Below are 25,067 nucleotides of genomic sequence, written 5' to 3' on the forward strand. Positions count from 1 at the left end.
ATCACAATATTGCAATGCTAGGGCGTTGCGCGAGCAATTATTAACCAACGGAGACAGATCAACAGCATCTTCTACCGCCGCACAAGCAAGACCGACGCAATCTAAATGCCCATCATATTTTGATCAGGAAGTACCCTCAAACACAGGACATCATTCCCGCGTTCTCTCGGTCAAAAGCCTGTAACAGCAAAATAACTAAGTCGAGAGTGGGGGAGCAGTAGGAAGTCCTTGAAAATCCTCAACACAAACTGACGACCTCAGTTAAAAACCAAAAATGGAGTAAGTAATGAAAACAATGCTCGGAGTAGCAGCGGCAATTCTGATGGGAGCCCCTATTGCTCACGCTTCTGTAAAAGACGCCAAGGAAATATCAGAACTAACCACAAAAAAACAAACAACAACCCCCCACCAAATTACTATTGCAGCTTTTGACAGGTCGAGATGCACCCGCGGCATGATTGCACTGTTACCTTTTTGCAATAATTAAATCGTAGGCTATCAGGGGATCTATTCCCCTGATATCCATTTTGAGGCATTCATGGAAGATCTAATTTACTTTACTGAAAACGTTCCTTCCGGAGTTATCGTCCCATCGACAGTCTTTACCTACCAAGGAGAAGAAGTTTTAATCAGTGGGCCAGCAGGCGTCTCGCGCATTTCGGCGAGTGATGAAGATGGCTTTCGAGAAGCCTTGGTCGGTGCAGGATCGTTGATTGAGGGACTTCCTGACGAAGTCCGCGGTATCATTGAGTTACTTGCTGATCCAATAACCAGCAGAACTGTCAGTTATCTGCTTTGCTCTGCGAAAAGCTGCCGCGATGTCATAGAGGACGTGATGGCACTTAGCCAGGCAAAAGTTATGATTGTAGGCTGCGGTGGTATAGGCAGTTCTGTGTGCATGTTATTAGCAGGTGCCGGCGTCAAAAACTTCTATTTAGTAGACGCTGATGTGATCGAGAAGAGTAATCTGAATCGACAATTTTTCTGGACGCTGAAAGATATCGGGCAAAAGAAAATCCATGTATTGAAACAGGCGCTTGATGCCCGATTTGAAGGTATCAGCGTCGATTACCTGGATGCAAAAGCCGACATGGATCATCTCTGCCAGATGGCTGCACTAGGTTTCGATGGCGTCGCTATTACGGCTGATAATCCTCCTACCTTGGCCAGAGATGGATGGAAAATATCGAAGACCTGTGGGATTCCAGTTGTAGCCGGTGGTTACCTGCACCATCTTTGCGCGTCATTTCACTTCGAGCCTCACGATTATCACGTTGTTGAAGAGGCAGCTCAAATGGCTGAGAACGAAAAATGGGCAGCCCTACCGAGCGCTATTATGCCCAGCTATGGGCCAATGAATTTATCGCTCGCTGCGGCATTGAGTTCAAACTTGATATCTTCTATAGCTAAATGCTCATTTGGAACACAGGAAACAAGTATAGCTCGTTGGGACTCCCGAACCACTTAGCCCACTAGAAGAGGTTTACACGTGCATAATAAAGGATGTATTTTTTGCGAAATCGTACATAGACAAGCGCCTTCACACATTTTCTGGGAGGATGATATGCATATTGCATTTCTTTCGATTTTCCCAAACACGGTTGGCGCTACAGTTGTCATTCCAAAGAAACATTATTCCAGCTATGCATTTGCTCAGGATGATGCGCCACTTGCTGAGCTCGTAATTGCCTCGAAGAAAATTGCGAGGATTCTTGATGACACACTGGAGGATGTGGGGCGAACCGCAATGGTTTTTGAAGGATATGGTGTAGACCATCTTCACGCGAAACTCTTCCCAATGCACGGGACGGGAAACCATAGCGAATTTAAAAAAATCTCATCAAATATTGATAGGTTTTTCGACCGGTACGAGGGATATATTTCTTCACATGATTGGCGACGTGCAGATGATGAGCAGCTAGCAGCCTTGGCGCAAAATTTAACTAGTGCAAGTAATCTGAAAAGTTGTTCTTCATGATTCCGCGAACCGTGCTTAGGTATGTTGCCCCGCCAAAGCGCGATGCGCGCTCTGACTACGAGAGTGATTTATTGCCCTGCATGCACCATAACAGCGCGGCATCGATAAATGCTGAAAGCATAGAATTCCTAAGACACAAAAAGGGCGATCCGTAGCAGACTGTGTGAAAACCTAGCAATCTGCTGGCCGGTTAAAGAAGATGCCCGTATCGCAAGATACGGGCATTTTGCTTATGCGCTATATCCAAGGTGAAGACCGCTCCCAGAGCGCGCTGTTTCCACTTTCGCTGGACGAACTTATCCCCGATGACCATCTGATTCGGGTGATCGAGGCCTACATTTCCCTGCTGGACCTTGAGCAGTTGGGTTTCGACAAAGCCAGGCCCAAGGCCACGGGACGCCCTTCGTACGATCCTGCCGATCTGCTCAAACTCTATTTGTACGGCTATTTCCAGCGTATTCGCTCGTCGCGACGACTCGAGGCCGAGTGTCAGCGCAACGTTGAAGTCATGTGGCTGTTGGGCCGACTGGCCCCTGACTTCAAAACCATCGCTGATTTTCGCCGTGACAACAGTGCGGCGTTCAGCGCCACCTGCCGCGCCTTTGTTCAGTTTTGCCGACACGCTGGCCTGATTGCTGGCGAGCTGGTGGCCATCGATGGCAGCAAGTTTCAGGCAGTGGCTTCGAATCGAAAGCATATGACGCCGAAAAAGCTCAAACACCAGGAAGCGGCGCTCGAGAAGCGCATTGCACGCTATTTGGCGCAGCTCGATGAGGCGGATCGTGGCGAGGAAGGGGAATTCATTGACCGCTCGGCGGTGCAGGCGACGCTTCGGGAGTTGCAGGTAAAAAAGGCCAATAACCAGACTTGCCAACTGCTCATGGAAGCTCAAGGTCTGGTTCAACACATTGTGGGCGAGTCCGATGCGCAAAAAATGCGCACGCCTTCTGGCAAGTTCGTGGCGTACAACATCCAAAGCGCCGTGGACGCTGAACATTGTCTGATTCTGCACCACGAGGTAACTCAGGATGGCGCTGATCGGCAGCAGCTTGAGCCAATGGCAAAAGCTGCTAAAACCGAGCTGAATCAATCGCAATTAAGCGTCACGGCCGATGCCGGCTACTCCAATGGCGAACAGTTTCAAGCCTGTGAAGATGTCGGCATCATGGCCTTCGTACCGCCTAATCGCTCGGTCAACAATCAAGGTGACGGTACTGTGTTTTTTGATCGCACGGACTTCAAATACGAGGAACAACGCGACGCTTATCAATGCCCTGGCGGTAAATGGCTAACACTTAAGCAGATGAGCAAAGGCAATCGGATTTATCAGGCGACTATCGCCGATTGTGGCGTTTGTCCGTTAAAAAGCCGCTGTACCAAAACGAGCCGCCGCTACCTCACGCGCCATGCTCATGAAGCCGCTTTTGAACGGATGGAGCAGCGAATGCGGGCCCATCCCGAGATGATGGCTAGCCGACGATCTATCGTCGAACACCCCTTCGGTAATCTCAAGCAATGGCTATTTGGCAATGGCCGGTTCTTGCTACGACAGCTGAAAGGCGTCAGAGCCGAAACGGCACTGGCGGTACAAGCCTACAACCTGAAAAGGGCGATCAAGGTGCTCGGAGCACAAAAGCTGATGGCGTTGATGGGCTGAGAGGCCCATTATTTTTCAGATTTCAGAAAAGCCAATGCCCCGACAAGTCGGGGCATTGGCTTTTAAGTAGCGGCAGACTGCGTTTTCACACAGTCTGCCGTAGGTCGCCCTTTTCATTGGCACAACGATTTACGCCGCGCTGAACAGCTTGTGCGGATCAATCACAAACTTCTTCGGCACACCCGCATCGAACTCGCCGTACCCACGCGGCGCGTCATCCAGGCTGATGACCTGCACACCGACAATGTCGGCAATGTTGATGCGGTCCCACATGATCGCCTGCATCAGTTGGCGGTTGTACTTCATCACCGGCGTCTGCCCGGTGTGGAAGCTGTGGGACTTGGCCCAGCCCAGGCCAAAGCGGATGCTCAGGCTGCCCATTTTCGCGGCGGCGTCCACCGCGCCTGGGTCTTCGGTCACGTACAGGCCCGGAATACCGATCTTGCCCGCCACGCGCACCACGCCCATCAGCGAGTTGAGCACGGTGGCCGGTGCTTCGGCCTTGACGCCGTCGTGACCGTGGCCGCGTGCTTCGAAGCCCACGCAGTCAACGGCGCTGTCCACTTCGGGCTCGCCCAGCAGTGCGGCGATCTGTTCGTGCAGCGGGGTGTCGGTGGACAAGTCGGCAATTTCGAAACCCTGGGCCTTGGCGTGCGCCAGGCGGATCGGGTTGACGTCGCCGATGATCACCACCGCTGCGCCCAGCAGGCGTGCGGAAGCCGCAGCGGCCAGACCGACCGGCCCGGCACCGGCGATGTACACGGTGCTGCCCGGGCCGACGCCGGCAGTGACAGCGCCGTGGTAGCCGGTCGGCAGGATGTCGGAGAGGCAGGTCAGGTCGCGGATTTTCTCCATGGCCTTGTCGCGGTCCGGCAGCTTCAGCAGGTTGAAGTCCGCGTACGGCACCAGCACGTATTCAGCCTGGCCGCCGGTCCAGTCGCCCATGTCGACATAGCCGTAGGCGCCACCGGCACGAGCCGGGTTGACGGTCAGGCACACGCCGGTGTGTTGCTCCTTGCACGAGCGGCAGCGGCCGCACGCCACGTTGAAGGGTACGGAGACCAGGTCACCGATTTTCAGGTTCTCGACGTCGCTGCCCTTCTCGATCACTTCACCGGTGATTTCGTGACCGAGCACCAGGCCAGTCTGAGCGGTAGTGCGGCCGCGCACCATGTGTTGGTCGGAGCCGCAGATGTTGGTGGAGACCACGCGCAGGATGACGCCGTGTTCAATCTTCCTGCCACGGGGGTCCTGCATTTTGGGATAGTCGATTTTCTGTACTTCGACCTTGCCGTTGCCGAGATACACGACACCACGATTACCAGACATGCTTTCACCTCGCTGTTGTTTTTATGGAACTGCGTTGCCCCTTTGGGTGGGCAGCGCGTTAAGTGCTCGGGTACAGATGCTGTTTCCTTGTGTTTTTCCTGTGGGCCTCATCGGGGGCAAGCCCCCTCCCACAGGAGAATGCATTCCAAAGGTGGGAGGGGGCTTGCTCCCGATGGCGCCAGTCAGAGCACCACGGTCCGATTGGCATTCAAGAACACCCGCCGCTCGATGTGATACCCCACCGCCCGCGCCAACGTGAGCCCTTCGATATCCCGCCCCTTGGCAATCAAGTCCTCGGGATAGTGGCTGTGGTCCACCACTTCCACCCCCTGGGCAATGATCGGGCCTTCATCCAGATCGTTATTGATGTAATGCGCCGTGGCACCGACCAGCTTCACCCCCTTGTTGTACGCCTGGTGATAGGGCTTGGCGCCCTTGAAGCCCGGCAGCAACGAGTGGTGGATGTTGATCGCCTTGCCATCCAGCTTGCGGCACAGCTCCGGTGACAGCACTTGCATGTAGCGCGCAAGGATCACCAGTTCCGCGCCCGTCTCTTCAATCACCTGCCACACCTGACGCTCCTGGGACGGTTTGTCGTTGGGGTCGAGGGGGAAATGGTAGTAGGGAATCTGGTGCCAGTCGGCCAACGGTTGCAAATCAGGGTGATTGGACACCACCGCAACCACGTCCATCGACAGCTGGCCGATGCGTTGGCGGTACAGCAGGTCGTTGAGGCAGTGATCGGCCTTGGAGACCATGATCACCACTTTTGGCCGGTAGTTCGGCGCCGTCAGCTCGAAGATCATGCCAAAGGCTTCACCGCGCGTGGCCAGGCCATCGCGAAAACCCTGCTCGTCAAAGCCGTCTGGCTGGCGAAATTCCACCCGAATAAAAAATCGTCCCGAGAGGCGATCATCGAACGAATGGTGCTCGGTGACGTAGCAGCCCTGCTCGAACAGGTAGCGGGTGACCGCGTCCACCGTGCCGAGCACGCTGGGGCAGTCGGCAGTCAAAATCCATGTATCGGGTGCGCGGCTCATGGTTTATTCCTCAGGCTTGAACACTCAGGCCGAACTCGGCCGAGGCATCCTGCAGCCACAACCACCAGTAATCCGAGAAGCTGCGACGAATCAGCAGTTCCCAGGTGTCTTCTGCCGTGTGGCGGATCACCAATTGCGACTTGGCAAACACCGTGCCCACCGCCTTGCCCACCGGGAAGTTGTTGGGGTGCACGTCGTAGCTGGTGGACTTCATCAGTACGTCGCGCACGTTCGGGCCGCTGAGTTCGAGGATCTGCTGGCCGCCGCTGACGTTGACGATCTGGATATGCAGCTCGCCCAGGGCCGCGCGCAGGTTCTGCTCGGCAGCAAACTCTTCACCGCCTGGCACGATCAACAGCCACTCATCCGGGCCGAGCCATTGCAGGCTGGTTTCGCCTTTGACGATGACCTGCAGGGCGCCCGGCAACTCAATGCCCAGAGCCTTGTGCACGCCAGCGGCGAAGGCGGCGTCATGGCCATCGCCACGGATGGTCAGGTGGCCGAGGAGTTTCTTTTCACGCACGGTCACGCCGGCATTGTTGCGGCCCTTGCCGACCAGGCTGGCGAGGTCGGCATGGTGCAGCGAGGATTCGGCTTTGGCGCTGGTGGTGGGGCGTTGTTGGTAAACATTGGCTGCTGTCATAAAGCACCTGTTTGAATTCTGTTGTGAGGCTGATGGCCTCATCGGGAGCAAGCCCCCTCCCACAGGGGAATGCATTTCAAAATGTGGGAGGGGGCTTGCCCCCGATGCAGGCGACTCAAATGTTCTGCCGGTCACCCTTAGGATCAAAGAACACCGAGGACACAATCTCCGCCTCGATCACGCTGCCATCCGCCTGCGGCGAGAACACCCGCTCGCCGATGCGCTTCAAGCCGCCCTTGACCACACCCATGGCAAACGAATAACCCAGGGAGTTGTGCGCATAGCTGGAAGTGACGTGGCCGACCATCTTCATCGGAATCGCCTGCTTGGCATCCAGCACAAGCTGCGCGCCTTCGGGCAGCCACACATTCGGATCGATCGGCTTCAAGCCCACCAGTTGCTTGCGCTCTTCACGCACGCAGTCTTCACGGTTCATGCCACGCCAGCCGATCCACGAGAACGGCTTGGTGCGGCCTACGCACCAGCCCATGTTGAGGTCGTCCGGGGTCATCGAGCCGTCAGTGTCCTGGCCGACGATGATGAAGCCCTTCTCGGCCCGCAGTACGTGCATGGTTTCGGTGCCGTACGGGGTCAGGTTGTACTGTTTGCCGGCCTCGACGATTTTCTCCAGCACGCCCATGGCGTAGTCGGCCTGCACGTTGACTTCATACGACAGCTCACCGGTAAACGAGATGCGGAACACCCGCGCCGGTACGCCGCCGACCAGGCCTTCCTTCCAGGTCATGAACGGGAAGCCGTCCTTGTCCAGGTCGATATCGGTCACCTCACTCAGCAGCTTGCGGCTGTTGGGGCCCGACAGGGTCATGGTCGCCCAGTGGTCGGTGACCGAGGTGAAGTACACCTTGAGGTCCGGCCATTCGGTCTGTTGGTAGATTTCCAGCCACTGAAGAACACGCGCCGCGCCGCCGGTGGTGGTGGTCATCAGGAAGTGGTTATCGGCGAGGCAGGCCGTCACACCATCGTCGAAGACCATGCCGTCTTCCTTGCACATCAGGCCATAGCGCGCCTTGCCCACGTCGAGCTTGGTCCACGCATTGGTGTAGATGCGGTTGAGGAACTCGCGGGCATCCGGGCCTTGAATGTCGATCTTGCCGAGGGTGGACGCGTCCAGCAGGCCGACGCTGTCGCGCACGGCCAGGCATTCGCGCTTCACCGCCGCGTGCAGGTCTTCACCGTTGCGCGGGAAGTACCACGGGCGTTTCCACTGGCCGACATCTTCAAACTCGGCGCCGTTCTTCACGTGCCAGGCTTGCAGCGCGGTGTAACGCACCGGTTCGAAGATGTGCCCACAATGGCGGCCCGCTATCGCGCCGAAGGTGACCGGCGTGTAGTTGGGACGGAACATGGTGGTGCCCATCTGCGGGATGGTCACGTTCAGCGAGCGCGCGGCAATCGCCAGGCCGTTGACGTTACCCAGCTTGCCCTGGTCGGTGCCGAAGCCCAGTGCGGTGTAGCGCTTGACGTGCTCGACCGACTCGAAACCCTCGCGGGTCGCCAGTTCGATGGCGGCGGCGGTGACGTCGTTTTGCAGGTCGACAAATTGCTTGGGGGCCCGTGCAGTGACTTTGTCGTGGGGTACCTGGAACAGCGCCAGAGTCGGTTCTTCCAGACGGCTCAAGGCTTTTGGCAGCGTGCCTTCCACCGGCGCAAACCCGGCTTCGCTGGCCGCGCGCACGCCGCCTTCAAAACCGTCGGCCAACGAATCACCAAGGCCATAAACGCCGTTGATACCGCCGACGCACACGCGTTTCTGCGGCGCTTCGCCCGGCACGAAACCGAGAATATCTTCGCGCCAGGTCGGCTTGCCGCCCAGGTGCGAGGCCAGGTGCACCACCGGGCTGTAACCGCCGGAGCTGGCGAGCAGATCGCAGTCCAGCCATTCGCCGGGGCTGCTGACTTTATGGGCTTTCACATCGATTGCCGCCACGCGGGCAGCGGTGACGTGCTTGCTGCCACGGGCCTCGATCACGGCACTGCCGGTGAGAATGCGAATGCCCTTGGCGCGGGCTTCTTCCACCAGCGCGCCGCGTGGGTTGTGGCGCGCATCGGCCACGGCCACCACTTGCAGCCCGGCGTCGAACCAGTCCAGCGCCACGCGGTAGGCATGATCGTTGTTGGTCGACAGCACCAGTTTCTTGCCCGGCGCCACGCCGTAGCGGCGCACGTAGGTCGACACCGCACCGGCGAGCATATTGCCCGGCACGTCGTTGTTGCCGTACACCAGCGGACGCTCGCACGCACCAGTCGCCAGCACGACGCGCTTGGCGCGCACCCGGTGGATACGCTGACGCACCACGCCAATTGGCGCACGGTCACCGAGGTGATCGGTGAGGCGTTCGTGAATGGTCAGGAAGTTATGGTCGTGGTAGCCGTTGACCGTGGCGCGGGGCAGCAGCACCACGTCCGGCAGAGCCTTGAGTTCTGCGATCACGCTGGCGACCCACTCGGTGGCCGGCTTGCCGTCGAGGCTTTCGCGCGAATCGAGCAACGAGCCGCCGAATTCTTCCTGCTCATCGGCGATGATCACACGGGCACCGCTGCGTGCAGCCGCCAGTGCCGCGGCGAGGCCGGCAGGGCCTGCGCCCACGATCAGCACGTCGCAGTGACGGTTGAAATTGTCGTAGGTGTCCGGGTCGTTCTCGGTCGGCGAGCGGCCAAGGCCGGCAGCCTTGCGGATGTACTTCTCGTAGGTCATCCAGAACGATTGCGGGTACATGAAGGTTTTGTAGTAGAAGCCCGGCGGCATCAACTTGCCGCCGACCTTGCCGAGAATACCCATCATGTCGTTGTTCACGCTCGGCCAGCCGTTGGTGCTGGTGGCGACCAAACCCTGATACAGCGCCTGTTGCGTGGCGCGCACGTTGGGGATTTGCGTGGCTTCGGTGGCGCCGATCTGCAGCACCGCGTTCGGCTCTTCGGCGCCGGCGGCAAAAATGCCGCGCGGGCGCGAGTACTTGAAGCTGCGGCCGATGATGTCGACGCCGTTGGCCAGCAGGGCGGCGGCCAGGGTGTCGCCTTCAAAGCCCTTGTAGCTCTGGCCGTTGAAGGTAAACGTCAGGACCTTGTTGCGGTCGATGCGGCCACCGTTGGACAGGCGATTGATCTGGCTCATAACTTCTCTCCAGAGGCCTTGGCGGTGAATTGTGGCTGCTCACCGATCTTGTAGGTTTCAAGGATTTCGTAGGTCACGGTGTCGCGGGTGGCGTTGAAGTACTGACGGCAACCGGCGGCGTGAATCCACAGTTCGTGGTGCAGACCACGGGGGTTGTCGCGGAAGAACATGTAGTCGCCCCACTCGGCATCGGTGCAGGCATTCGGGTCCAGCGGGCGCGGGATGTGCGCTTGGCCGGACGCGTGGAATTCCTCTTCGGAGCGCAGTTCGCCACAGTGAGGACAGAAGATATGCAACATAAGGTGGTTCTCCTGTTAGTGGGCGACGGCCGCAGCGCCGTGTTCGTCGATCAGCGCACCGTTGTGGAAACGGTCGATGGAGAAAGGCGCGGCCAATGGGTGCATTTCACCCTTGGCGAGGCTGGCGGCAAACACGTTGCCTGAGCCCGGCGTAGCCTTGAAGCCACCGGTGCCCCAACCGCAGTTGAAGAACATGTTCGGTACTGGAGTCTTGGAAATGATCGGGCACGCGTCCGGCGTGGTGTCGACGATGCCGCCCCACTGCCGGTTCATGCGTACGCGCGAGAGCACCGGGAACATCTCGACGATGGCCTGGATGGTGTGTTCGATCACCGGGTACGAGCCGCGCTGGCCGTAGCCGTTGTAGCCGTCGATACCGGCGCCGATCACCAGGTCGCCCTTGTCGGACTGGCTGATGTAGCCGTGCACGGCGTTGGACATGATCACGCTGTCGATAATCGGCTTGATTGGCTCCGACACCAACGCTTGCAGCGGGTGGGATTCGATTGGCAGACGGAAGCCCGCAAGCCCGGCCATGTGGCCCGAGTTACCGGCGGTGACCACACCGACGCGCTTGGCGCCGATAAAGCCCTTGTTGGTTTCCACGCCGATGCACACGCCGTTTTCCTTGCGAAAACCGATCACTTCGGTCTGCTGGATCAAGTCCACGCCCAGTGCGTCAGCCGCGCGGGCGAAGCCCCAGGCCACGGCATCGTGACGGGCCACGCCGCCGCGACGTTGCACGGTGGCGCCCAGCACTGGGTAGCGAGTGTTCTTCGAGCAATCGAGGTACGGGATCTCGTCGGCAACCTGTTTGGCGTTGAGCAGTTCGCCGTCGACGCCGTTGAGGCGGTTGGCGCTCACGCGGCGTTCGGAATCACGGATGTCCTGCAGGGTGTGGCACAGGTTGTAGACGCCACGCTGGGAGAACATCACGTTGTAGTTGAGGTCCTGGGACAGGCCTTCCCACAGTTTCATCGCGTGCTCGTACAGGTGCGCCGACTCATCCCACAGGTAGTTGGAACGCACGATGGTGGTGTTGCGCGCGGTGTTACCGCCGCCCAGCCAGCCCTTCTCGACCACGGCCACGTTGGTGATGCCGTGCTCCTTGGCCAGGTAGTAGGCGGTCGCCAGACCATGCCCGCCGCCGCCGACGATGACCACGTCGTAGACCTTCTTCGGGGTCGGCGTGCGCCACATCTTCTGCCAGTTTTCGTGATGGCTGAGGGAGTGCTTGAAGAGGCCGAAGCCCGAGTAGCGTTGCATAGTCATTACTCCAAAACCGCGCTCAGCGATAAACCGGGAAATCAGCGCACAGGGCAGACACGTGCTTGGCCACGTTGGCCTCGACGTCGGCATCGCCGAGGTTGTCGAGGATGTCGCAGATCCAGCCGGCCAGTTCGACGCACTGCGCCACTTTGAAACCGCGCGTGGTCACCGCCGGGGTGCCGATGCGCAGGCCCGAGGTCACGAACGGCGACTGCGGGTCGTTCGGCACGGCGTTCTTGTTGACGGTGATGTGGGCGCGCCCCAGGGCGGCGTCGGCGTCTTTGCCGGTGAGGCCCTGGCGGATCAGGCTGACCAGGAACAAGTGGTTGTCGGTGCCGCCGGAGACCACATCGTAGCCACGCTTGATAAACACTTCGGCCATCGCCTGGGCGTTGTCGATCACCTGTTGCTGGTAAACCTTGAAGCCAGGCTCAGCCGCTTCCTTGAAGCACACGGCCTTGCCGGCGATCACGTGCATCAGCGGGCCACCCTGGGCACCGGGGAACACGGCGGAGTTGAGTTTTTTCTCGATGGCTTCGTTGGCCTTGGCCAGAATCAAACCGCCACGCGGACCGCGCAGGGTCTTGTGGGTGGTGGTGGTGACCACGTCGGCGTAGGGCAGCGGGTTCGGGTACAGGCCAGCGGCAACCAGGCCGGCGACGTGGGCCATGTCGACGAACAGCAGCGCGCCCACCTTGTCGGCAATCGCACGAAAGCGCGGGAAATCCAGAGTCTTGGAGTAGGCGGAGAAACCGGCCACGACCATCTTCGGCTTGTGCTCGACGGCCAGGCGCTCGACTTCGTCGTAGTCGATCAGCCCGGTGTCGGTGTTAATGCCGTATTGCACCGCGTTGTACAGTTTGCCCGAGGACGACACTTTGGCGCCGTGGGTCAGGTGACCGCCGTGGGCCAGGCTCATGCCCAGGATGGTGTCGCCAGCGTTGATCAGCGCCAGGTACACCGCGCTGTTGGCCGACGAACCGGAGTGCGGCTGCACGTTGGCGTAATCGGCGCCAAACAATTGCTTGGCACGCTCGATGGCCAGGGCTTCGACCTTGTCCACATGCTCGCAGCCACCGTAGTAGCGCTTGCCCGGGTAGCCTTCGGCGTATTTGTTGGTGAGGCCGCTGCCTTGCGCCTGCATCACACGTTTGCTGGTGTAGTTCTCCGACGCGATCAGCTCGATATGATCTTCCTGACGCTGCTCCTCGGCATTCATCGCCGCCAACAGTGCGTCGTCATATCCCTGGATCTGGTCTTGTTTGCTGAACATCGCGTCTCTCCCAGCCTTTCGTATTGTTGAGGCCCGTGCAGGGCCCTTTGATGCGATGGTAGGGCTGGGGCGTGCAGGTCAAATGCCTACGGACGCCACGCAAAGGTGCGTTTACGACATCGCCTGAATATTGTGCAGAGGCCTCTGTGGGAGCTGGCTTGCCTGCGATGGCATCGCTGCGGTGCAACTGACGCTCCGAGGTGTCTGCATCGCAGGCAAGCCAGCTCCCACAGGGGTTAGGCGATGATCTTGCGAAGGAGGAAAAGCAGCAGAAAATGCGCCGGATACAAAGCATATGCCCAGCGACGCATGGCCGGCGGCGAGACATTTTTGACATGTCGCAACAAGACCAATCCGGCCAATGGCGCAATCAGGCACGCAGCCAGCCCGGTCAGCGCCACGATTGAGCCGCTATTGAGCAAAATCTGCCATTGATTAGCCGCCACACAGACCAAACCCGGCAACACACTGAAATACCATGGCCGGCGAAACACCAGCAGCATCGCCAGCGGCAGCAATACACCGAATACCCCGAACATCAAATATGGGGAAAACACAGCACCTGACGCGAGCGCGATCAACGCCAGTCCTCGATCAAAAAACGCCTTCTGCTGCCATCCTCGGGCAACCAGCAGACCCAGCGCGAGGGTGGGCAGCACGTTCAAGGTATCGGCATCGTCGATAAACATCCGATACGGCACTTCGCTGATCACGCTGAACAGCAGCAGCCAGCCCAGATAACGCCAGTGGCCGGTCACCACAGCGTTGCGCGTACGGTGCAGGTTCGCCGCAATCGCCAGGCAAAACCACGGGAACGCCAGGCGTCCCGGCACATACAGCCCATCCAGGCTCACACCGACGTAGCGCAGGTGATCGAGCACCATGCTCAGCAGCGCCAGCCACTTGAGCAGATCCAGGGCGCCATCACGGACTCGTCCGACAGGCGTAGTGTGAGTACCGTGCATAATTCTCCACTGACTTTGCATTTACAGCGCGTGCGCACCCCGGCCGATGTTGGGTACAGTGCGCACCAACATCGACCACAGGAACGGGCCATGACCGACAAGAGCCAACAATTTGCCAGCGACAACTATTCCGGCATCTGCCCGGAAGCCTGGGCCGCCATGGAACAAGCCAACCAGGGCCATCAGCGCGCCTACGGTGATGATGAATGGACCCATCGCGCCGCCGACGGTTTCCGCAACCTGTTCGAAACCGACTGCGAAGTGTTTTTCGCGTTCAACGGCACCGCCGCCAACTCGCTGGCGCTGTCGTCCCTGTGCCAGAGCTACCATAGCGTGATTTGCTCGGAAACCGCCCACGTCGAAACCGACGAATGCGGCGCGCCGGAGTTTTTCTCCAACGGCTCCAAGCTGCTCACCGCACGCACCGAAAACGGCAAGCTGACCCCGGACTCGATCCGCGAGATCGCCCTCAAGCGCCAGGACATTCACTACCCCAAGCCGCGCGTGGTCACGCTGACCCAAGCCACTGAAGTGGGCAGTGTGTACACCCCCGAAGAAATCCGTGCCATCAGCGTCACCTGCAAGGAACTGGGCCTGAACCTGCACATGGACGGCGCGCGCTTCGCCAACGCGTGCGCTTTCCTCGGCTGCTCGCCGGCGGACCTTACCTGGAAGGCCGGGGTGGACGTGCTGTGCTTTGGCGGCACCAAAAACGGCATGGCGGTGGGTGAAGCGATCCTGTTCTTCAACCACGCGCTGGCCGAAGACTTCGACTACCGCTGCAAACAGGCGGGCCAGCTGGCATCGAAAATGCGCTTTCTCTCCGCGCCGTGGGTGGGCCTGCTGGAAAACGACGCGTGGCTCAAGCACGCCCGCCACGCCAACCACTGTGCGCAATTGCTGAGCAGCCTGGTGGCGGATATTCCCGGCGTGGAGTTGATGTTCCCGGTACAGGCCAACGGCGTGTTCCTGCAACTCTCGGAACCGGCGATTGCGGCGCTCACGGCCAAGGGCTGGCGGTTCTATACCTTCATTGGCAAAGGCGGCGCGCGGTTCATGTGTGCGTGGGATACCGAGGAAGAGCGTGTAAGGGAATTGGCTGCTGATATCAGGGAAGTGATGAACGCCTGACGCAGGAAATCGGCGAGTGGGTACTGGCCGATTGCCGAGGTTGTTTTATGGTATTTCCGACAGCCCACGGTATCAAAATCATTGACTAGCCTCTTGGAACCCGGAAGGAAAACGCAGACCGGTCTGCCACTTTCCGGGGCTGACCGCCCGCCGAATGAATCGGCAGGAAACGGAAATCCAATAGAGGGCTACACCATGGAAGACGCTGCACGCTACACAATGAACGCAAAACAATTCGGCACTCTTGCGCCAACCTACATAGGTTGGGACGACTTCAGGAAACTGGCGAACGTCGGTGACACCATCAGGGAGCCTTCCAGGACCTTGACCATTACCGGAAAAGTGTTCGAACTGACACCTTCAGGTGATCAGTTCGCCATCCACATCTATACCCGATAACGATCAGGGGCAGCGCCGGGGACTCATCCACCCCGGCGCAGTTCTTGTGTTGGAGGGGGCAAGCCCTAATGCCGTTCAGTTAAGCGCAGATTCCCTGTGGCGAGCAGGCTTGTCCTGCGTTGGGCTGCGCAGCAGCCCCAAAGCCAGGCGCTGAGCCGTATCAGGTACACCGCGTTTTGCTCGATTGGGGGCGCTTCGCACCCCAACGCGGGGCAAGCCCGCTCGCCACAATAAGCCCACACATTTTCCTTAACTGAACGGCATTAGGGCTTGCCCCCTTGCACATTTGAACAGTGCGTCCCCGGGAAATCAGAACTCGATACGCACATCGCCCTTCGGCACGCTGCAGCACGACAGGATGTAACCCTCGGCTTCGTCTTCTTCGGTGATCCCGCCGTTGTGCTCCATCTCGACCTCCCCGCCCAGCTTCATCACTTTGCACGTGCCACAGATGCCCATGCCGCAGGCCTTCGGAATCAGCAGGCCCAGCTTGGCGGCGGCCGCATGCACGGTTTCGCCGGGGGCCACGCGGATGCTCTTGCCCGAGGCGATGAACTCCACTTGATGCAGGTCGGCCAGGTCGACTTCCGGAGCGTCGGCAGCCTGTTCGGCCTGCTCCACCGCGTCGGCGCGGGCTTCCGGTGGCGTGGCGCCGAAGGATTCTTCGTGATACCGCGCCATGTCGAACCCGGCCGTTTCCAGCAGGCGCTTCACCGCGCTCATGTACGGCGTGGGGCCGCAGCAGAACACTTCACGTTCGAGGAAGTCCGGCACCATCAGTTCGAGCATCTTGTGGTTCAGGTAGCCGCGATAACCCGCCCAGGGTTCGCCAAGGCCATGTTTCTCGCAGATCAGGTGCAGACTGAAGTTATCGATCCGCGACGCCATGTGCTCCAGCTCGCGGTGGTAGATGATGTCCTTGGGCGAGCGGGCGCTGTGGACAAAGGTCATGTCGACATTGGCATTGGTGTCGTAGAACCAGCGCGCCATGGACATCACCGGCGTGATGCCGACCCCGCCGCTCAGGTACAGCACTTTGGGGCTGGGAAAGTCGATGGCGTTGAACAGACCAACCGGCCCGTGCACCGCCAGCTCCTGCCCTTCATGCAGGGTATCGTGCAGCCAGTTGGACACCCGGCCGCCCGGTACGCGCTTGATGGTCACCGAAAAACTGTAGGGCACCGACGGCGAACTGGAAATGGTGTAGGAACGCATGATCGGCTGGCCTTCGATTTCCAGCTCCAGCGTGACGAACTGCCCCGGCTTGAAAAAGAACAGAATCGGCTGGTCGGCCATGAAGCAGAAGGTGCGCACGTCCCAGGTTTCCTGGATGACTTTGACGCAACGGACGATGTGCCGACCATTGGCCCAGGTCTGTGTCGTTACCGGATTCAGGAAATTGTTGGACATGCTTATTCTCCGTAGCCGTAGGTCGGCCTGATGGTGGCGATTCTGCGTAACGCCGGAACCACCCACTTACCTATCTGCGACATTCACATACTTACGGCGACCAGCCCCCAATGACAGGGGGTTGCGCGTCGGGATCAGATTGCGCCATGTCGCCCATGGATAAGGTTCGTCGCAACGCCGGCCCCACACTCACGCCCAACAAGACACTTTCTTTACGCCTTGCATTGCAACAACCGTAGCCACTTTCACCGGCCACACAGAATGGCCTTGAGGACACACACGATGGACGTCACCGCAACCTTAAGCTTGGGCGATCCGCTGGAACCCGCACGCAAGGCCACCGCGCAAATGCTGCAAGAGCGTGAGCGCACCTTTTCCCTGCCGCAGCCGTTCTACTCTGACGAGCGGCTGTTTGATATCGACATGCAGGAAATCTTCCAGAAAGAGTGGTTGATCGCCGGCATGACCTGCGAAATCCCTGCCAAGGGCAACTACCTGACCCTGCAGATCGGCAAGAACCCGATCATCGTGATCCGTGGCGCCGAAGGCGTGGTGCATGCGTTCCACAACGTGTGCCGGCACCGTGGCTCGCGCCTGTGCACCAGCGACAAGGGCAAGGTCGCCAAGCTGGTCTGCCACTACCACCAGTGGACCTACGAGCTCGATGGCCGCCTGCTGTTCGCCGGCACCGAGATGGGCACCGATTTCGACATGAAGCAGTACGGCTTGAAGCCGGTGAACGTGAAGACTGCCGGCGGCTACATCTTCATCAGCCTGGCGGAAAACCCGCCAGCCATCGATGATTTCCTGTCGACACTGAACCACTACATGGAACCCTACGACATGGAAAACACCAAGGTGGCGATCCAGACCACCTTGTTCGAAAAAGCCAACTGGAAACTGGTGCTGGAAAACAACCGCGAGTGCTACCACTGCAACGCGTCGCACCCGGAACTGCTGAAAACCCTGCTGGAATGGGACGACGTCACCGACCCACGGGCCGACCAGGCCTTCAAGGACCACGTCGCCGCCTCGGCCGCCGCCTGGGACGCCGAGAAGATCCCTTACGCCCACGCCAGCTTCGGCCTGCGCAACCGCATTGTGCGCATGCCGCTGCTCAAGGGCACTGTGTCGATGACGTTGGATGGCAAACAGGGCTGCGCCAAACTGATGGGTCGCATCAAGAACCCGGACCTGGGCTCGATGCGCATCCTGCACCTGCCCCACTCCTGGAACCACTGCATGGGCGACCACATCATCGTGTTCACCGTGTGGCCGATCAGCGCCGAGGAAACCATGGTCACCACCAAGTGGATCGTGCACAAGGACGCCGTGGAAGGCGTGGACTACGACGTCGACCGCATGCGCCAGGTGTGGGACGCCACCAACGACCAGGACCGTCGCCTGGCCGAAGAGAACCAGCGCGGGATCAACTCCACGGCCTACCAGCCGGGTCCGTACTCCAAGACCTATGAGTTTGGCGTGGTGAACTTCGTGGACTGGTACAGCGAGCGGTTGCTCAATAACCTGGGTGCGGCGCCAGCGCCTTATCTCAAAGGTGTGGCTGCACACGAGTAACTGATACCCCACAGATCAGAAAGGTGGGACTTTTGTGGGAGCGGGCTTGCCTGCGATGCGGACACCTCGCTGCCTCGGCGGCACCGGGGTGATGCCATCGCAGGCAAGCCCGCTCTCACATTGGATATCATCAGTGTTCAAAAAATGCTCAGCCCCCTTCAAACCCTCTATCGCCCTGCCCTCCAGCCTTTACCCAACAACTTATCCACAAAGCCACCCACAGCAATTGTGGGCAACTGCATCGTTCAGCTGAAATTAAATCAAGAAAATCCGTGACTTATTCAGTTGACGCAGTTTTATCCCGCACTGATCACTTATTGATCAACCCCATCAAAGCCGCGATCTGCAAGGGCTGTAGCGGTGCGCGAACACCTTATCCACAGAAGCACCAACAGACTTTGGGGGCAACTTTGCAAGCGCTGTGGAAAACCATGTCAACGCTTCATAAACCGGGGTATCCAGGGGTTTTTGGCCGCTGAAAAGGCGACATTGATCAGAATTTGATCAGAGCGGCGCAGCCCACGTTTTATAAGGCCTGCAGCCGATAGCGAACATCTTATCCACAGAAGCGCCAACAGACTTTGGGGGCAAGTTCAGAACTTTCTCAACGGAAAAACCCAATAAAAACCGCAGGTTAGCCTGGTTATTTTTCGTACGACAGGCTTCAGGGCCTGATTTACAAGGGGTGTGGACATGCGCGAACAGGTTATCCACAGACGGGTCAACAGGGATTGTGGGTAAGCACCCCGTCATCACAAAAATAACGGTGGGAGGGCTTGCCCCTCCCACACAGGGTTCAGCGTACGACGCCTTCTTCTATGAGCAACTTGAGAATGGCCTGGGCGCCCTCTTCGGCGCTGACGCCCTTGAGCACTTGGCCACCGCCGCCGCTGGCCTTGGCCGTGGCGGCTTTCATGCGGTCGGCGCCGCTCTTGGCTTTGATCACCTTGAGGCGCTTGGGCCGAGGCTTGGCCGGTTGCAGCGAGGCGCCTGTGAATAACTCGTCTTCTTCGACTTCAACCTCATGGGCCGCCAATTCGCCGCGTTGCGCCGGGCCGTACGCGCTCTGCCGGGGCTTGGGCGCGGCGTTATCCACAGTTGCCAGAAACGGCAGGCGCACCTTCAGGCGCCGCCGCTGACCACGGGGCAACGCCTGCAACACATGGGCCACGCCGCCGTCGATGGATTCCACTTGCGCCAGCCCCACAATCAGCGGCCAGCCCAGGTGTTCAGCGAGCAAAAACGGCAGCATGCCCGAGCCTTCACCGGTTTCGGCCTGGCTGCCGGTGAGCACCACCTGGGCGCCGGCCTCGCGCAGATAATCGCCGAGCACCGGCAGCGCATCGGCGCCGCTCGGTTGTTCCAGCACGTGCAGTTGCGGCAGGCCCATGCCCAGGTAGCTGCGCAAGGTGGGCTCATTGATGTTGCCGGCGTGCAGCACCTGCAACTTATCCCCAGCCATTTGCAGGCCCAGCTCGACAGCGCGTGCGTCCTGCTCTGCACGGCGCGCGCGCCCGGAGGTGGGATGGGCGCCGATGGACACCAGGCTGATTACATTGGTTGTCATGCTCATGTCCTCAAGCCGCGTCGCGCTTGGCGCCGTGGCGGTGGGCCTCGACCGCAGCGATCAAGGCTTGCAGAATCGCGGCACTTTCACCGATCACCGACAGGTCGGCCCGCTTGATCATGTCGCAACCCGGGTCGAGGTTGATCGCCACCACCTTGTCGCAGGCACCGATGCCTTGCAGGTGCTGGATCGCCCCGGAAATGCCCACGGCCACGTACACCCGCGCCGTGACCCAGGTGCCGCTGGCGCCGACCTGACGGTCACGCGCCATGAAGCCGTCGTCCACCGCCACCCGTGATGCGCCTTCGGTGGCGCCGAGTGCGGCGGCAGTCTGGTGAAACAGTGCCCAGTCCTTGACCCCGTTGCCGCCGGAGAAAATGAATTCGGCTTCGGCCATGGGAATCGCCGCCGGGTCCACCGCCACCGCGCCCAAATCTTCGATACGCGGCAGGCTGCGCGCCAGGGCTGTGGATAACTCCACCGGCAATACTTCATGGCGCGTGTCGCTGACCGGTTCGGCGCATTCGACGGCGGCGAGGATCAGGCGTGGCAACGGCCGCGCCACATCCTGCTGGCCGGCACCGGCGCGGCCGATGCATTGTTCGTCCTTGACTTGCCACACTCGCGTGGCCGGACGTTCCTTGAGGCTGGCGGCAAAGCGTCGGCCCAGTTCACCGCCGCCGCTGCGGCTGTCGGGCAGCAACCAGTGGCGTGGGTTGAACTGGTTATCCACAGCGCGCAGCCCCTGCACCCGTTGCTCCGGTGAATAACCGTCGAATTCGTGACCCTCCAGCACCAGCAGGCGGTCGACGCCAGCGGTGGCGAATGCGCTTTCCTTGTGCTCGCCAAACACCACGGCCAGCACCGCGCCGTCGTGGCCGGCCAGTTGCCGTGCCAGGCCCAACAGATCGCGGTCGTGGCTGCTCAGGCGGCCGCCGACCATGTCCGGCACCACGTTGATGTAAAACGCAGGCTCGGCAATCCGGTGCAACGGCAACTGCACTTCCACTGCCGCCGTACGCTTGGCCGCGCCGCCCTGCTGGGCGCCGCTGCGGTCGATGCGCTTGATGCCGTTGGGGCCGATAAAGCCCACGCCATGCACGTTCTTGCGCATGACGCCGTTGGGCCCCATCCAGCTCTGCTGCACAGGCTGCATGGCCGCGTGCAAGGGATGCAGACGGTTACGGGCGATCCATTCGGCCCGTGGGTCGCGGCGGATAATGTCGCTCATCACTGCACCTCCGCAGGTTCACGCTTTAAGGGGACTTTGGCCGGTGCAGCGTCTTCCAGCAACGCGTCAGCCACCAACTCGGCGATGTCCTTGATCAACGGCCGCGGTTCGACCACGCCTTCGAGCATTGCCGTGCATTGCGGGCAGCCCACGGCCACCAGTTCGGCGCCGGTCTCACGGATGTCGTCCATGCGCATGTCCGGGATCCGTTGCTTGCCGGGAATGTCGGTGATCGGCGCGCCGCCACCGCCGCCGCAGCAGCGCGAACGGAAGCCCGAGCGCTGCATCTCCTTGACCTCGATGCCCAGCGCACGCAGTACCTGACGCGGCGCCTCGTACTCGCCGTTGTAGCGGCCCAGGTAGCAAGGGTCGTGGTAGGTCACGCTGTTGCCCTTGTGCTGGCCCAGGTTCAGCTTGCCCGCGTCGATCAGTTCGGCCATGAAGGTGCTGTGATGCTGCACCTGGTAGTTGCCGTTGAAGGCGCCGTATTCGTTTTTGAGTACATGAAAACTGTGCGGGTCGCAGGTGACGATGCGTTTGAAGCAGTACTTCTCCAGGGTCTGGATATTGCGGGTCGCCAGCAGCTGGAAGGTCGCTTCGTCGCCCAGGCGTCGGGCCACATCGCCGCTGTCGCGTTCTTCCAGGCCGAGGACGGCGAAGTCCACCCTGGCGGCCTTCAGCACCTTGACGAAGGCGCGCAGGGTGCGCTGGTTGCGCATGTCGAAGGCGCCGTCGCCGACCCAGAACAGCACATCACAGCTGGCCTTTTCGCTGAGCAACGGCAGGTTCAGATCCGCCGCCCAGTTGAGGCGACCGCCCGGGGCGAAGCCGCCGGGGTTGTCGGTGGCGATCAGGTTTTCCAGCACTTCAGCGCCCTTGTTCGGCGTGGCGCCCCTTTCCAGGGTGAGGTGGCGGCGCATGTCGACGATGGCATCGACGTGCTCGATCATCATCGGGCACTCTTCCACGCAGGCGCGGCAGGTGGTGCATGACCACAGGGTCTCGGCGTCCACCAGGCCGTTGACGATTGGCTGGTGCGGGTTGCCGCCGTGTTCGCCGACGGGTTTGCCCGGATAGGGGCTGCCAGCGAATTTTGCGTCGGTGCCGCCAGCCAGGCCGACGACCATGTCCTGGATCAGTTTTTTCGGGTTCAGCGGCTGGCCGGCGGCAAAGGCCGGGCACGCCGCTTCGCACTTGCCGCACTGCACGCAGGCGTCGAAACCGAGCAGTTGGTTCCAGGTGAAATCCTTGGGCTTTTCCACGCCCAGGGGCGCGCTTTTGTCCGTCAGGTCCAGCGGTTTCAAGCCGGTGGAGCGGCCGCCGCCGAAGCGTTCGGCGCGGCGGTGCCAAGCCAGGTGCAGGGCCCCGGCGAAGGCGTGCTTCATCGGGCCGCCCCAGGTCATGCCGAAGAACATTTCGCACACGCCCCACAGCACACCCACGCTCAGCAATGCAGCGAGCAGCCAGCCGCCAAAGTCAGCGGGCAGAATGCCGGCGACCGGCAAGGTCACCAGGAAGAAGCTCACCGAGAACGCCAGCAGGCTTTTCGGCAGGCGCATCCATGGGCCTTTCGACAGGCGCGCGGGCGGGTTGCGGCGGCGCAGGTACATGAAGATCGCGCCGACAAACATCAAGGTCGAGGCCAGCAGCAAGGCGTAGCCGAGGATACGGTTTTGCAGGCCGAACCCATGCACCAGGATCGCCAGCAGCGCCGACAGCACAAAGCCCAGCGCCGTGGCGACGTGGGTGTTGGCGATGTATTTGTCGCGGGCGACCACGTGGTGCAGGTCGACCATGTAGCGCTTGGGCATGGCCAAAAGGCCGCCCAGCAGGTCGACTTTGGACGCGCGGCCACGGCGCCACATGTTTGCCCGGCGCAGGGCGCCGAGGACGGCGAGGCCCAGGGCGGCAAACAGGAGAATAGGCAGCAAGGTGTTCAACATGGTGAAGCTCCAAAAGACCACACAAATCTAAAGTGAAACTGGCCTTTAATGTGGGAGGGGGCTTGCCCCCGATAGCAGTGGGTCAGCTACAGCTGCATCAACTGACACTCCGCTATCGGGGGCAAGCCCCCTCCCACATTTTTCGACCGTGTGCGGGTCAGAAATCCTTGCACAAGCGCAGGGCGTCATAGATGGCGGCGTGGGTGTTGCGCTGGGCCACACAGTCACCGATGCGGAACAGCAAGTAGCCCTCGCCCGCTTCGCTCAAACAAGGCTGCGGCTTGATCGCGAACAAGGCTTCGACGTCGATCTGGCCCTTGTTGCGCGAGGCTTCCTTGAGGGCGTAGTAGATGGCCTCGTCCGGACGCACGCCGTTCTCGACCACCACCTGGTCCACCACCCGCTCCTCTTTGGCGCCGGTGTATTCGTTCTCCAGCACCGCCACCAGTTTGTCGCCCTCGCGGTAGACCTTCTCCAGCATCATGTCGCCGGTCATGATCACTTCTTTCGGGTACATGCTGCGGTAGTAGGTGGGGAACGACGTGCCGCCAATCGCCACGCCCGGCTTGATGTCGTCGGTGACGATCTCCACCTGGCAGCCCTTGTCGGCCAGAAAGTCCGCCACCGACATGCCGGTGAACTCGCAGATGGTGTCGTACACCAGCACGTTCTTGCCCGGCGCAACCTTGCCGTCGAGCACGTCCCAGCTGCTCACCACCAGGCCTTCGGCGGCGCCCCAGTGTTCGTTCTGCTCGATGAACGGATGGCCGCCGACGGCCAGCACCACCACGTCGGGGCGCAGGTCGAGGATGGTGTCGGCGTCCGCCGCTACGCCCAGGCGCAGGTCGACTTTCAAGCGCGCCAGCTCCAGTTGGAACCAGCGGGTGATCCCGGCAATCTGGTCACGCTGCGGCGCTTTGGACGCGGTGGTGATTTGCCCGCCGATAAACTCTTTCTTCTCGAACAGGGTCACGTCGTGGCCACGTTCGGCCGCCACGCGCGCAGCTTCCATCCCGGCCGGGCCGGCACCGACCACAACGACCTTGCGTTTCGGTCCGGTGGATTTCTCGATGATGTGCGGCACGCCCATGTATTCACGGGAGGTCGCGGCGTTCTGGATGCACAGCACGTCCAGGCCCTGGTACTGGCGGTCGATGCAGTAGTTGGCGCCGACGCACTGCTTGATCTGGTCGATCTGGCCCATCTTGATCTTGGCGATCAGGTGCGGGTCGGCAATGTGCGCACGGGTCATGCCGACCATGTCCACGTAGCCGCCTTCGAGGATGCGCGTGGCCTGGTTCGGGTCCTTGATGTTCTGCGCGTGCAGCACCGGAACCTTGACCACTTCCTTGATACCGGCGGCCAGGTGCAGAAACGGCTCCGGCGGGTAGCTCATGTTCGGGATCACGTTGGCCAGGGTGTTGTGGGTGTCACACCCCGAGCCCACCACGCCGATAAAATCGAGCATGCCGGTGTCGTCGTAATACTTGGCGATCTGCTTCATGTCCTCGTGGGACAAGCCGTCCGGGTGGAACTCGTCACCACACAGGCGCATGCCCACGCAGAAGTCGTCACCGACCTCGGCGCGCACGGCTTTGAGCACTTCCAGGCCGAACTTCATGCGGCCTTCGAAGGTGCCGCCCCATTCGTCAGTACGCTTGTTGACGCGCGGGCTCCAGAACTGGTCGATCATGTGCTGGTGCACGGCGGACAGTTCCACACCGTCCAGGCCACCGGCCTTGGCGCGTTTGGCGGCGCTGGCGTAGTTGCCGATCACGCGCCAGATCTCTTCGGGCTCGATGGTCTTGCAGGTGGCGCGGTGCACCGGCTCACGCACCCCGGACGGCGACATCAGGGTCGGCCAGTTAAAACCGTCCCAGCGCGAGCGACGGCCCATGTGGGTAATCTGGATCATGATCTTGGCGCCATGCTTGTGCATGGCGTCGGCCAGGTTCTGGAAGTGCGGGATGATGCGGTCGGTGGACAGGTTCACCGAACTCCACCATTCCTGCGGGCTGTCGATGGCCACCACCGAGGAGCCGCCGCAGATGGCCAGGCCGATACCGCCCTTGGCTTTCTCTTCGTAATACTTCACATAGCGGTCGGTGGTCATGCCGCCGTCGGTGGCATACACCTCGGCGTGGGCGGTACTGAGCACGCGGTTGCGGATGGTCAGTTTGCCGATCTGAATCGGCGCAAACATTGCTTCGAAAGCCATGGCA

The 25,067-nt window shown here is 60.5% G+C and carries 20 protein-coding genes; 7 read left to right on the top strand and 13 right to left on the bottom strand.

Annotation, left to right across the window (positions count from 1 at the left end; all coding sequences use genetic code 11):
• Positions 1–286 precede the first annotated feature (286 nt).
• The 4 genes from RHM60_RS14010 to RHM60_RS14025 all read left to right on the top strand — a co-directional run bounded on the left by RHM60_RS14010 (position 287) and on the right by RHM60_RS14025 (position 3,635).
• Positions 287–487: a hypothetical protein gene (locus RHM60_RS14010; protein WP_322212083.1), complete on the top strand. Its 201-nt coding sequence runs from the start codon at positions 287–289 to the stop codon at positions 485–487.
• Between the two features lie 51 nt (positions 488–538).
• Positions 539–1,468: a ThiF family adenylyltransferase gene (locus RHM60_RS14015; RefSeq protein WP_322212084.1), complete on the top strand. Its 930-nt coding sequence runs from the start codon at positions 539–541 to the stop codon at positions 1,466–1,468.
• A gap of 21 nt (positions 1,469–1,489) precedes the next feature.
• Complete coding sequence (locus RHM60_RS14020; protein ID WP_322212085.1) at positions 1,490–1,978, top strand: HIT family protein; 489 nt, start codon at positions 1,490–1,492, stop codon at positions 1,976–1,978.
• Between the two features lie 232 nt (positions 1,979–2,210).
• Positions 2,211–3,635 carry an IS1182 family transposase gene (locus RHM60_RS14025; RefSeq protein WP_322214619.1) on the top strand — a complete coding sequence of 475 codons (1,425 nt, stop codon included), beginning with the start codon at positions 2,211–2,213 and terminating at the stop codon, positions 3,633–3,635.
• 129 nt (positions 3,636–3,764) lie between these two features.
• Here the strand turns inward: RHM60_RS14025 and fdhA are convergent, their stop codons facing one another.
• From fdhA to RHM60_RS14065, 8 genes are all read right to left on the bottom strand, one after another.
• Positions 3,765–4,964 (bottom strand): formaldehyde dehydrogenase, glutathione-independent, encoded by a 1,200-nt coding sequence (gene fdhA / locus RHM60_RS14030; RefSeq protein ID WP_090401752.1) that lies wholly within the window; start codon positions 4,962–4,964, stop codon positions 3,765–3,767.
• 182 nt (positions 4,965–5,146) lie between these two features.
• Complete coding sequence (gene purU / locus RHM60_RS14035; RefSeq protein ID WP_003234431.1) at positions 5,147–6,004, bottom strand: formyltetrahydrofolate deformylase; 858 nt, start codon at positions 6,002–6,004, stop codon at positions 5,147–5,149.
• A 10-nt stretch (positions 6,005–6,014) separates the two neighbouring features.
• Positions 6,015–6,647, bottom strand: coding sequence for a sarcosine oxidase subunit gamma (locus RHM60_RS14040; RefSeq protein ID WP_209985674.1), 633 nt, complete (start codon positions 6,645–6,647; stop codon positions 6,015–6,017).
• 115 nt (positions 6,648–6,762) lie between these two features.
• Positions 6,763–9,780, bottom strand: coding sequence for a sarcosine oxidase subunit alpha (locus RHM60_RS14045; protein WP_322212086.1), 3,018 nt, complete (start codon positions 9,778–9,780; stop codon positions 6,763–6,765).
• Complete coding sequence (locus RHM60_RS14050) at positions 9,777–10,079, bottom strand: sarcosine oxidase subunit delta (protein WP_322212087.1); 303 nt, start codon at positions 10,077–10,079, stop codon at positions 9,777–9,779. The genes RHM60_RS14045 and RHM60_RS14050 overlap by 4 nt, the downstream gene beginning before the upstream one ends.
• 15 nt (positions 10,080–10,094) lie before the next feature.
• Positions 10,095–11,345 (bottom strand): sarcosine oxidase subunit beta, encoded by a 1,251-nt coding sequence (locus RHM60_RS14055; RefSeq protein ID WP_209985679.1) that lies wholly within the window; start codon positions 11,343–11,345, stop codon positions 10,095–10,097.
• Positions 11,346–11,367: 22 nt separating this feature from the next.
• Positions 11,368–12,621 (bottom strand): serine hydroxymethyltransferase, encoded by a 1,254-nt coding sequence (gene glyA, locus RHM60_RS14060; protein ID WP_209985682.1) that lies wholly within the window; start codon positions 12,619–12,621, stop codon positions 11,368–11,370.
• A gap of 236 nt (positions 12,622–12,857) precedes the next feature.
• Positions 12,858–13,586 (bottom strand): TraX family protein, encoded by a 729-nt coding sequence (locus RHM60_RS14065; protein WP_209985685.1) that lies wholly within the window; start codon positions 13,584–13,586, stop codon positions 12,858–12,860.
• 90 nt (positions 13,587–13,676) lie between these two features.
• Between RHM60_RS14065 and RHM60_RS14070 the strand changes: the two genes are divergently transcribed.
• Positions 13,677–14,717 (top strand): threonine aldolase family protein, encoded by a 1,041-nt coding sequence (locus RHM60_RS14070; protein WP_209985688.1) that lies wholly within the window; start codon positions 13,677–13,679, stop codon positions 14,715–14,717.
• A 195-nt stretch (positions 14,718–14,912) separates the two neighbouring features.
• The gene (locus RHM60_RS14075; RefSeq protein WP_416195149.1) at positions 14,913–15,116 is read left to right on the top strand and encodes a hypothetical protein; all 204 of its coding nucleotides are present in this window, start codon (positions 14,913–14,915) and stop codon (positions 15,114–15,116) included.
• A 309-nt stretch (positions 15,117–15,425) separates the two neighbouring features.
• Here the strand turns inward: RHM60_RS14075 and gbcB are convergent, their stop codons facing one another.
• A complete protein-coding gene (gene gbcB / locus RHM60_RS14080) occupies positions 15,426–16,526 on the bottom strand; it encodes a glycine-betaine demethylase subunit GbcB (protein ID WP_209985690.1) in 1,101 nt (366 codons plus the stop codon).
• Between the two features lie 282 nt (positions 16,527–16,808).
• Between gbcB and gbcA the strand changes: the two genes are divergently transcribed.
• Positions 16,809–18,104, top strand: a complete 1,296-nt coding sequence (gene gbcA / locus RHM60_RS14085) for a glycine-betaine demethylase subunit GbcA (RefSeq protein ID WP_322212088.1) — start codon at positions 16,809–16,811, stop codon at positions 18,102–18,104.
• Between the two features lie 796 nt (positions 18,105–18,900).
• Here gbcA and RHM60_RS14090 read toward each other — a convergent pair.
• From RHM60_RS14090 to dgcA, 4 genes are all read right to left on the bottom strand, one after another.
• Positions 18,901–19,671, bottom strand: a complete 771-nt coding sequence (locus RHM60_RS14090) for an electron transfer flavoprotein subunit beta (RefSeq protein ID WP_209985696.1) — start codon at positions 19,669–19,671, stop codon at positions 18,901–18,903.
• A 10-nt stretch (positions 19,672–19,681) separates the two neighbouring features.
• Positions 19,682–20,902 (bottom strand): electron transfer flavoprotein subunit alpha/FixB family protein, encoded by a 1,221-nt coding sequence (locus RHM60_RS14095; RefSeq protein ID WP_209985699.1) that lies wholly within the window; start codon positions 20,900–20,902, stop codon positions 19,682–19,684.
• Complete coding sequence (gene dgcB / locus RHM60_RS14100) at positions 20,902–22,845, bottom strand: dimethylglycine demethylation protein DgcB (RefSeq protein ID WP_322212089.1); 1,944 nt, start codon at positions 22,843–22,845, stop codon at positions 20,902–20,904. Before dgcB ends, RHM60_RS14095 begins: the two co-directional genes overlap by 1 nt.
• A 157-nt stretch (positions 22,846–23,002) precedes the next feature.
• A complete protein-coding gene (dgcA, locus tag RHM60_RS14105; protein ID WP_209985706.1) occupies positions 23,003–25,063 on the bottom strand; it encodes a dimethylglycine demethylation protein DgcA in 2,061 nt (686 codons plus the stop codon).
• Positions 25,064–25,067 lie beyond the last annotated feature (4 nt).

Source organism: Pseudomonas sp. MH9.3 (genome assembly GCF_034354675.1).
In the GTDB taxonomy this organism is placed as follows: Bacteria; Pseudomonadota; Gammaproteobacteria; order Pseudomonadales; family Pseudomonadaceae; genus Aquipseudomonas.

Excerpts from the sequence above, each read along its gene's own strand:
- RHM60_RS14010 (WP_322212083.1), top strand. The coding sequence starts at position 287 with ATGAAAACAATGCTCGGAGTAGCAGCGGCAATTCTGATGGGAGCCCCT.
- RHM60_RS14015 (WP_322212084.1), top strand. The coding sequence starts at position 539 with ATGGAAGATCTAATTTACTTTACTGAAAACGTTCCTTCCGGAGTTATC.
- RHM60_RS14025 (WP_322214619.1), top strand. The coding sequence starts at position 2,211 with ATGCGCTATATCCAAGGTGAAGACCGCTCCCAGAGCGCGCTGTTTCCA.
- fdhA (WP_090401752.1), bottom strand. The coding sequence starts at position 4,964 with ATGTCTGGTAATCGTGGTGTCGTGTATCTCGGCAACGGCAAGGTCGAA.
- purU (WP_003234431.1), bottom strand. The coding sequence starts at position 6,004 with ATGAGCCGCGCACCCGATACATGGATTTTGACTGCCGACTGCCCCAGC.
- RHM60_RS14040 (WP_209985674.1), bottom strand. The coding sequence starts at position 6,647 with ATGACAGCAGCCAATGTTTACCAACAACGCCCCACCACCAGCGCCAAA.
- RHM60_RS14045 (WP_322212086.1), bottom strand. The coding sequence starts at position 9,780 with ATGAGCCAGATCAATCGCCTGTCCAACGGTGGCCGCATCGACCGCAAC.
- RHM60_RS14050 (WP_322212087.1), bottom strand. The coding sequence starts at position 10,079 with ATGTTGCATATCTTCTGTCCTCACTGTGGCGAACTGCGCTCCGAAGAG.
- RHM60_RS14055 (WP_209985679.1), bottom strand. The coding sequence starts at position 11,345 with ATGCAACGCTACTCGGGCTTCGGCCTCTTCAAGCACTCCCTCAGCCAT.
- glyA (WP_209985682.1), bottom strand. The coding sequence starts at position 12,621 with ATGTTCAGCAAACAAGACCAGATCCAGGGATATGACGACGCACTGTTG.
- RHM60_RS14065 (WP_209985685.1), bottom strand. The coding sequence starts at position 13,586 with ATGCACGGTACTCACACTACGCCTGTCGGACGAGTCCGTGATGGCGCC.
- RHM60_RS14070 (WP_209985688.1), top strand. The coding sequence starts at position 13,677 with ATGACCGACAAGAGCCAACAATTTGCCAGCGACAACTATTCCGGCATC.
- RHM60_RS14075 (WP_416195149.1), top strand. The coding sequence starts at position 14,913 with ATGGAAGACGCTGCACGCTACACAATGAACGCAAAACAATTCGGCACT.
- gbcB (WP_209985690.1), bottom strand. The coding sequence starts at position 16,526 with ATGTCCAACAATTTCCTGAATCCGGTAACGACACAGACCTGGGCCAAT.
- gbcA (WP_322212088.1), top strand. The coding sequence starts at position 16,809 with ATGGACGTCACCGCAACCTTAAGCTTGGGCGATCCGCTGGAACCCGCA.
- RHM60_RS14090 (WP_209985696.1), bottom strand. The coding sequence starts at position 19,671 with ATGACAACCAATGTAATCAGCCTGGTGTCCATCGGCGCCCATCCCACC.
- RHM60_RS14095 (WP_209985699.1), bottom strand. The coding sequence starts at position 20,902 with ATGAGCGACATTATCCGCCGCGACCCACGGGCCGAATGGATCGCCCGT.
- dgcB (WP_322212089.1), bottom strand. The coding sequence starts at position 22,845 with ATGTTGAACACCTTGCTGCCTATTCTCCTGTTTGCCGCCCTGGGCCTC.
- dgcA (WP_209985706.1), bottom strand. The coding sequence starts at position 25,063 with ATGGCTTTCGAAGCAATGTTTGCGCCGATTCAGATCGGCAAACTGACC.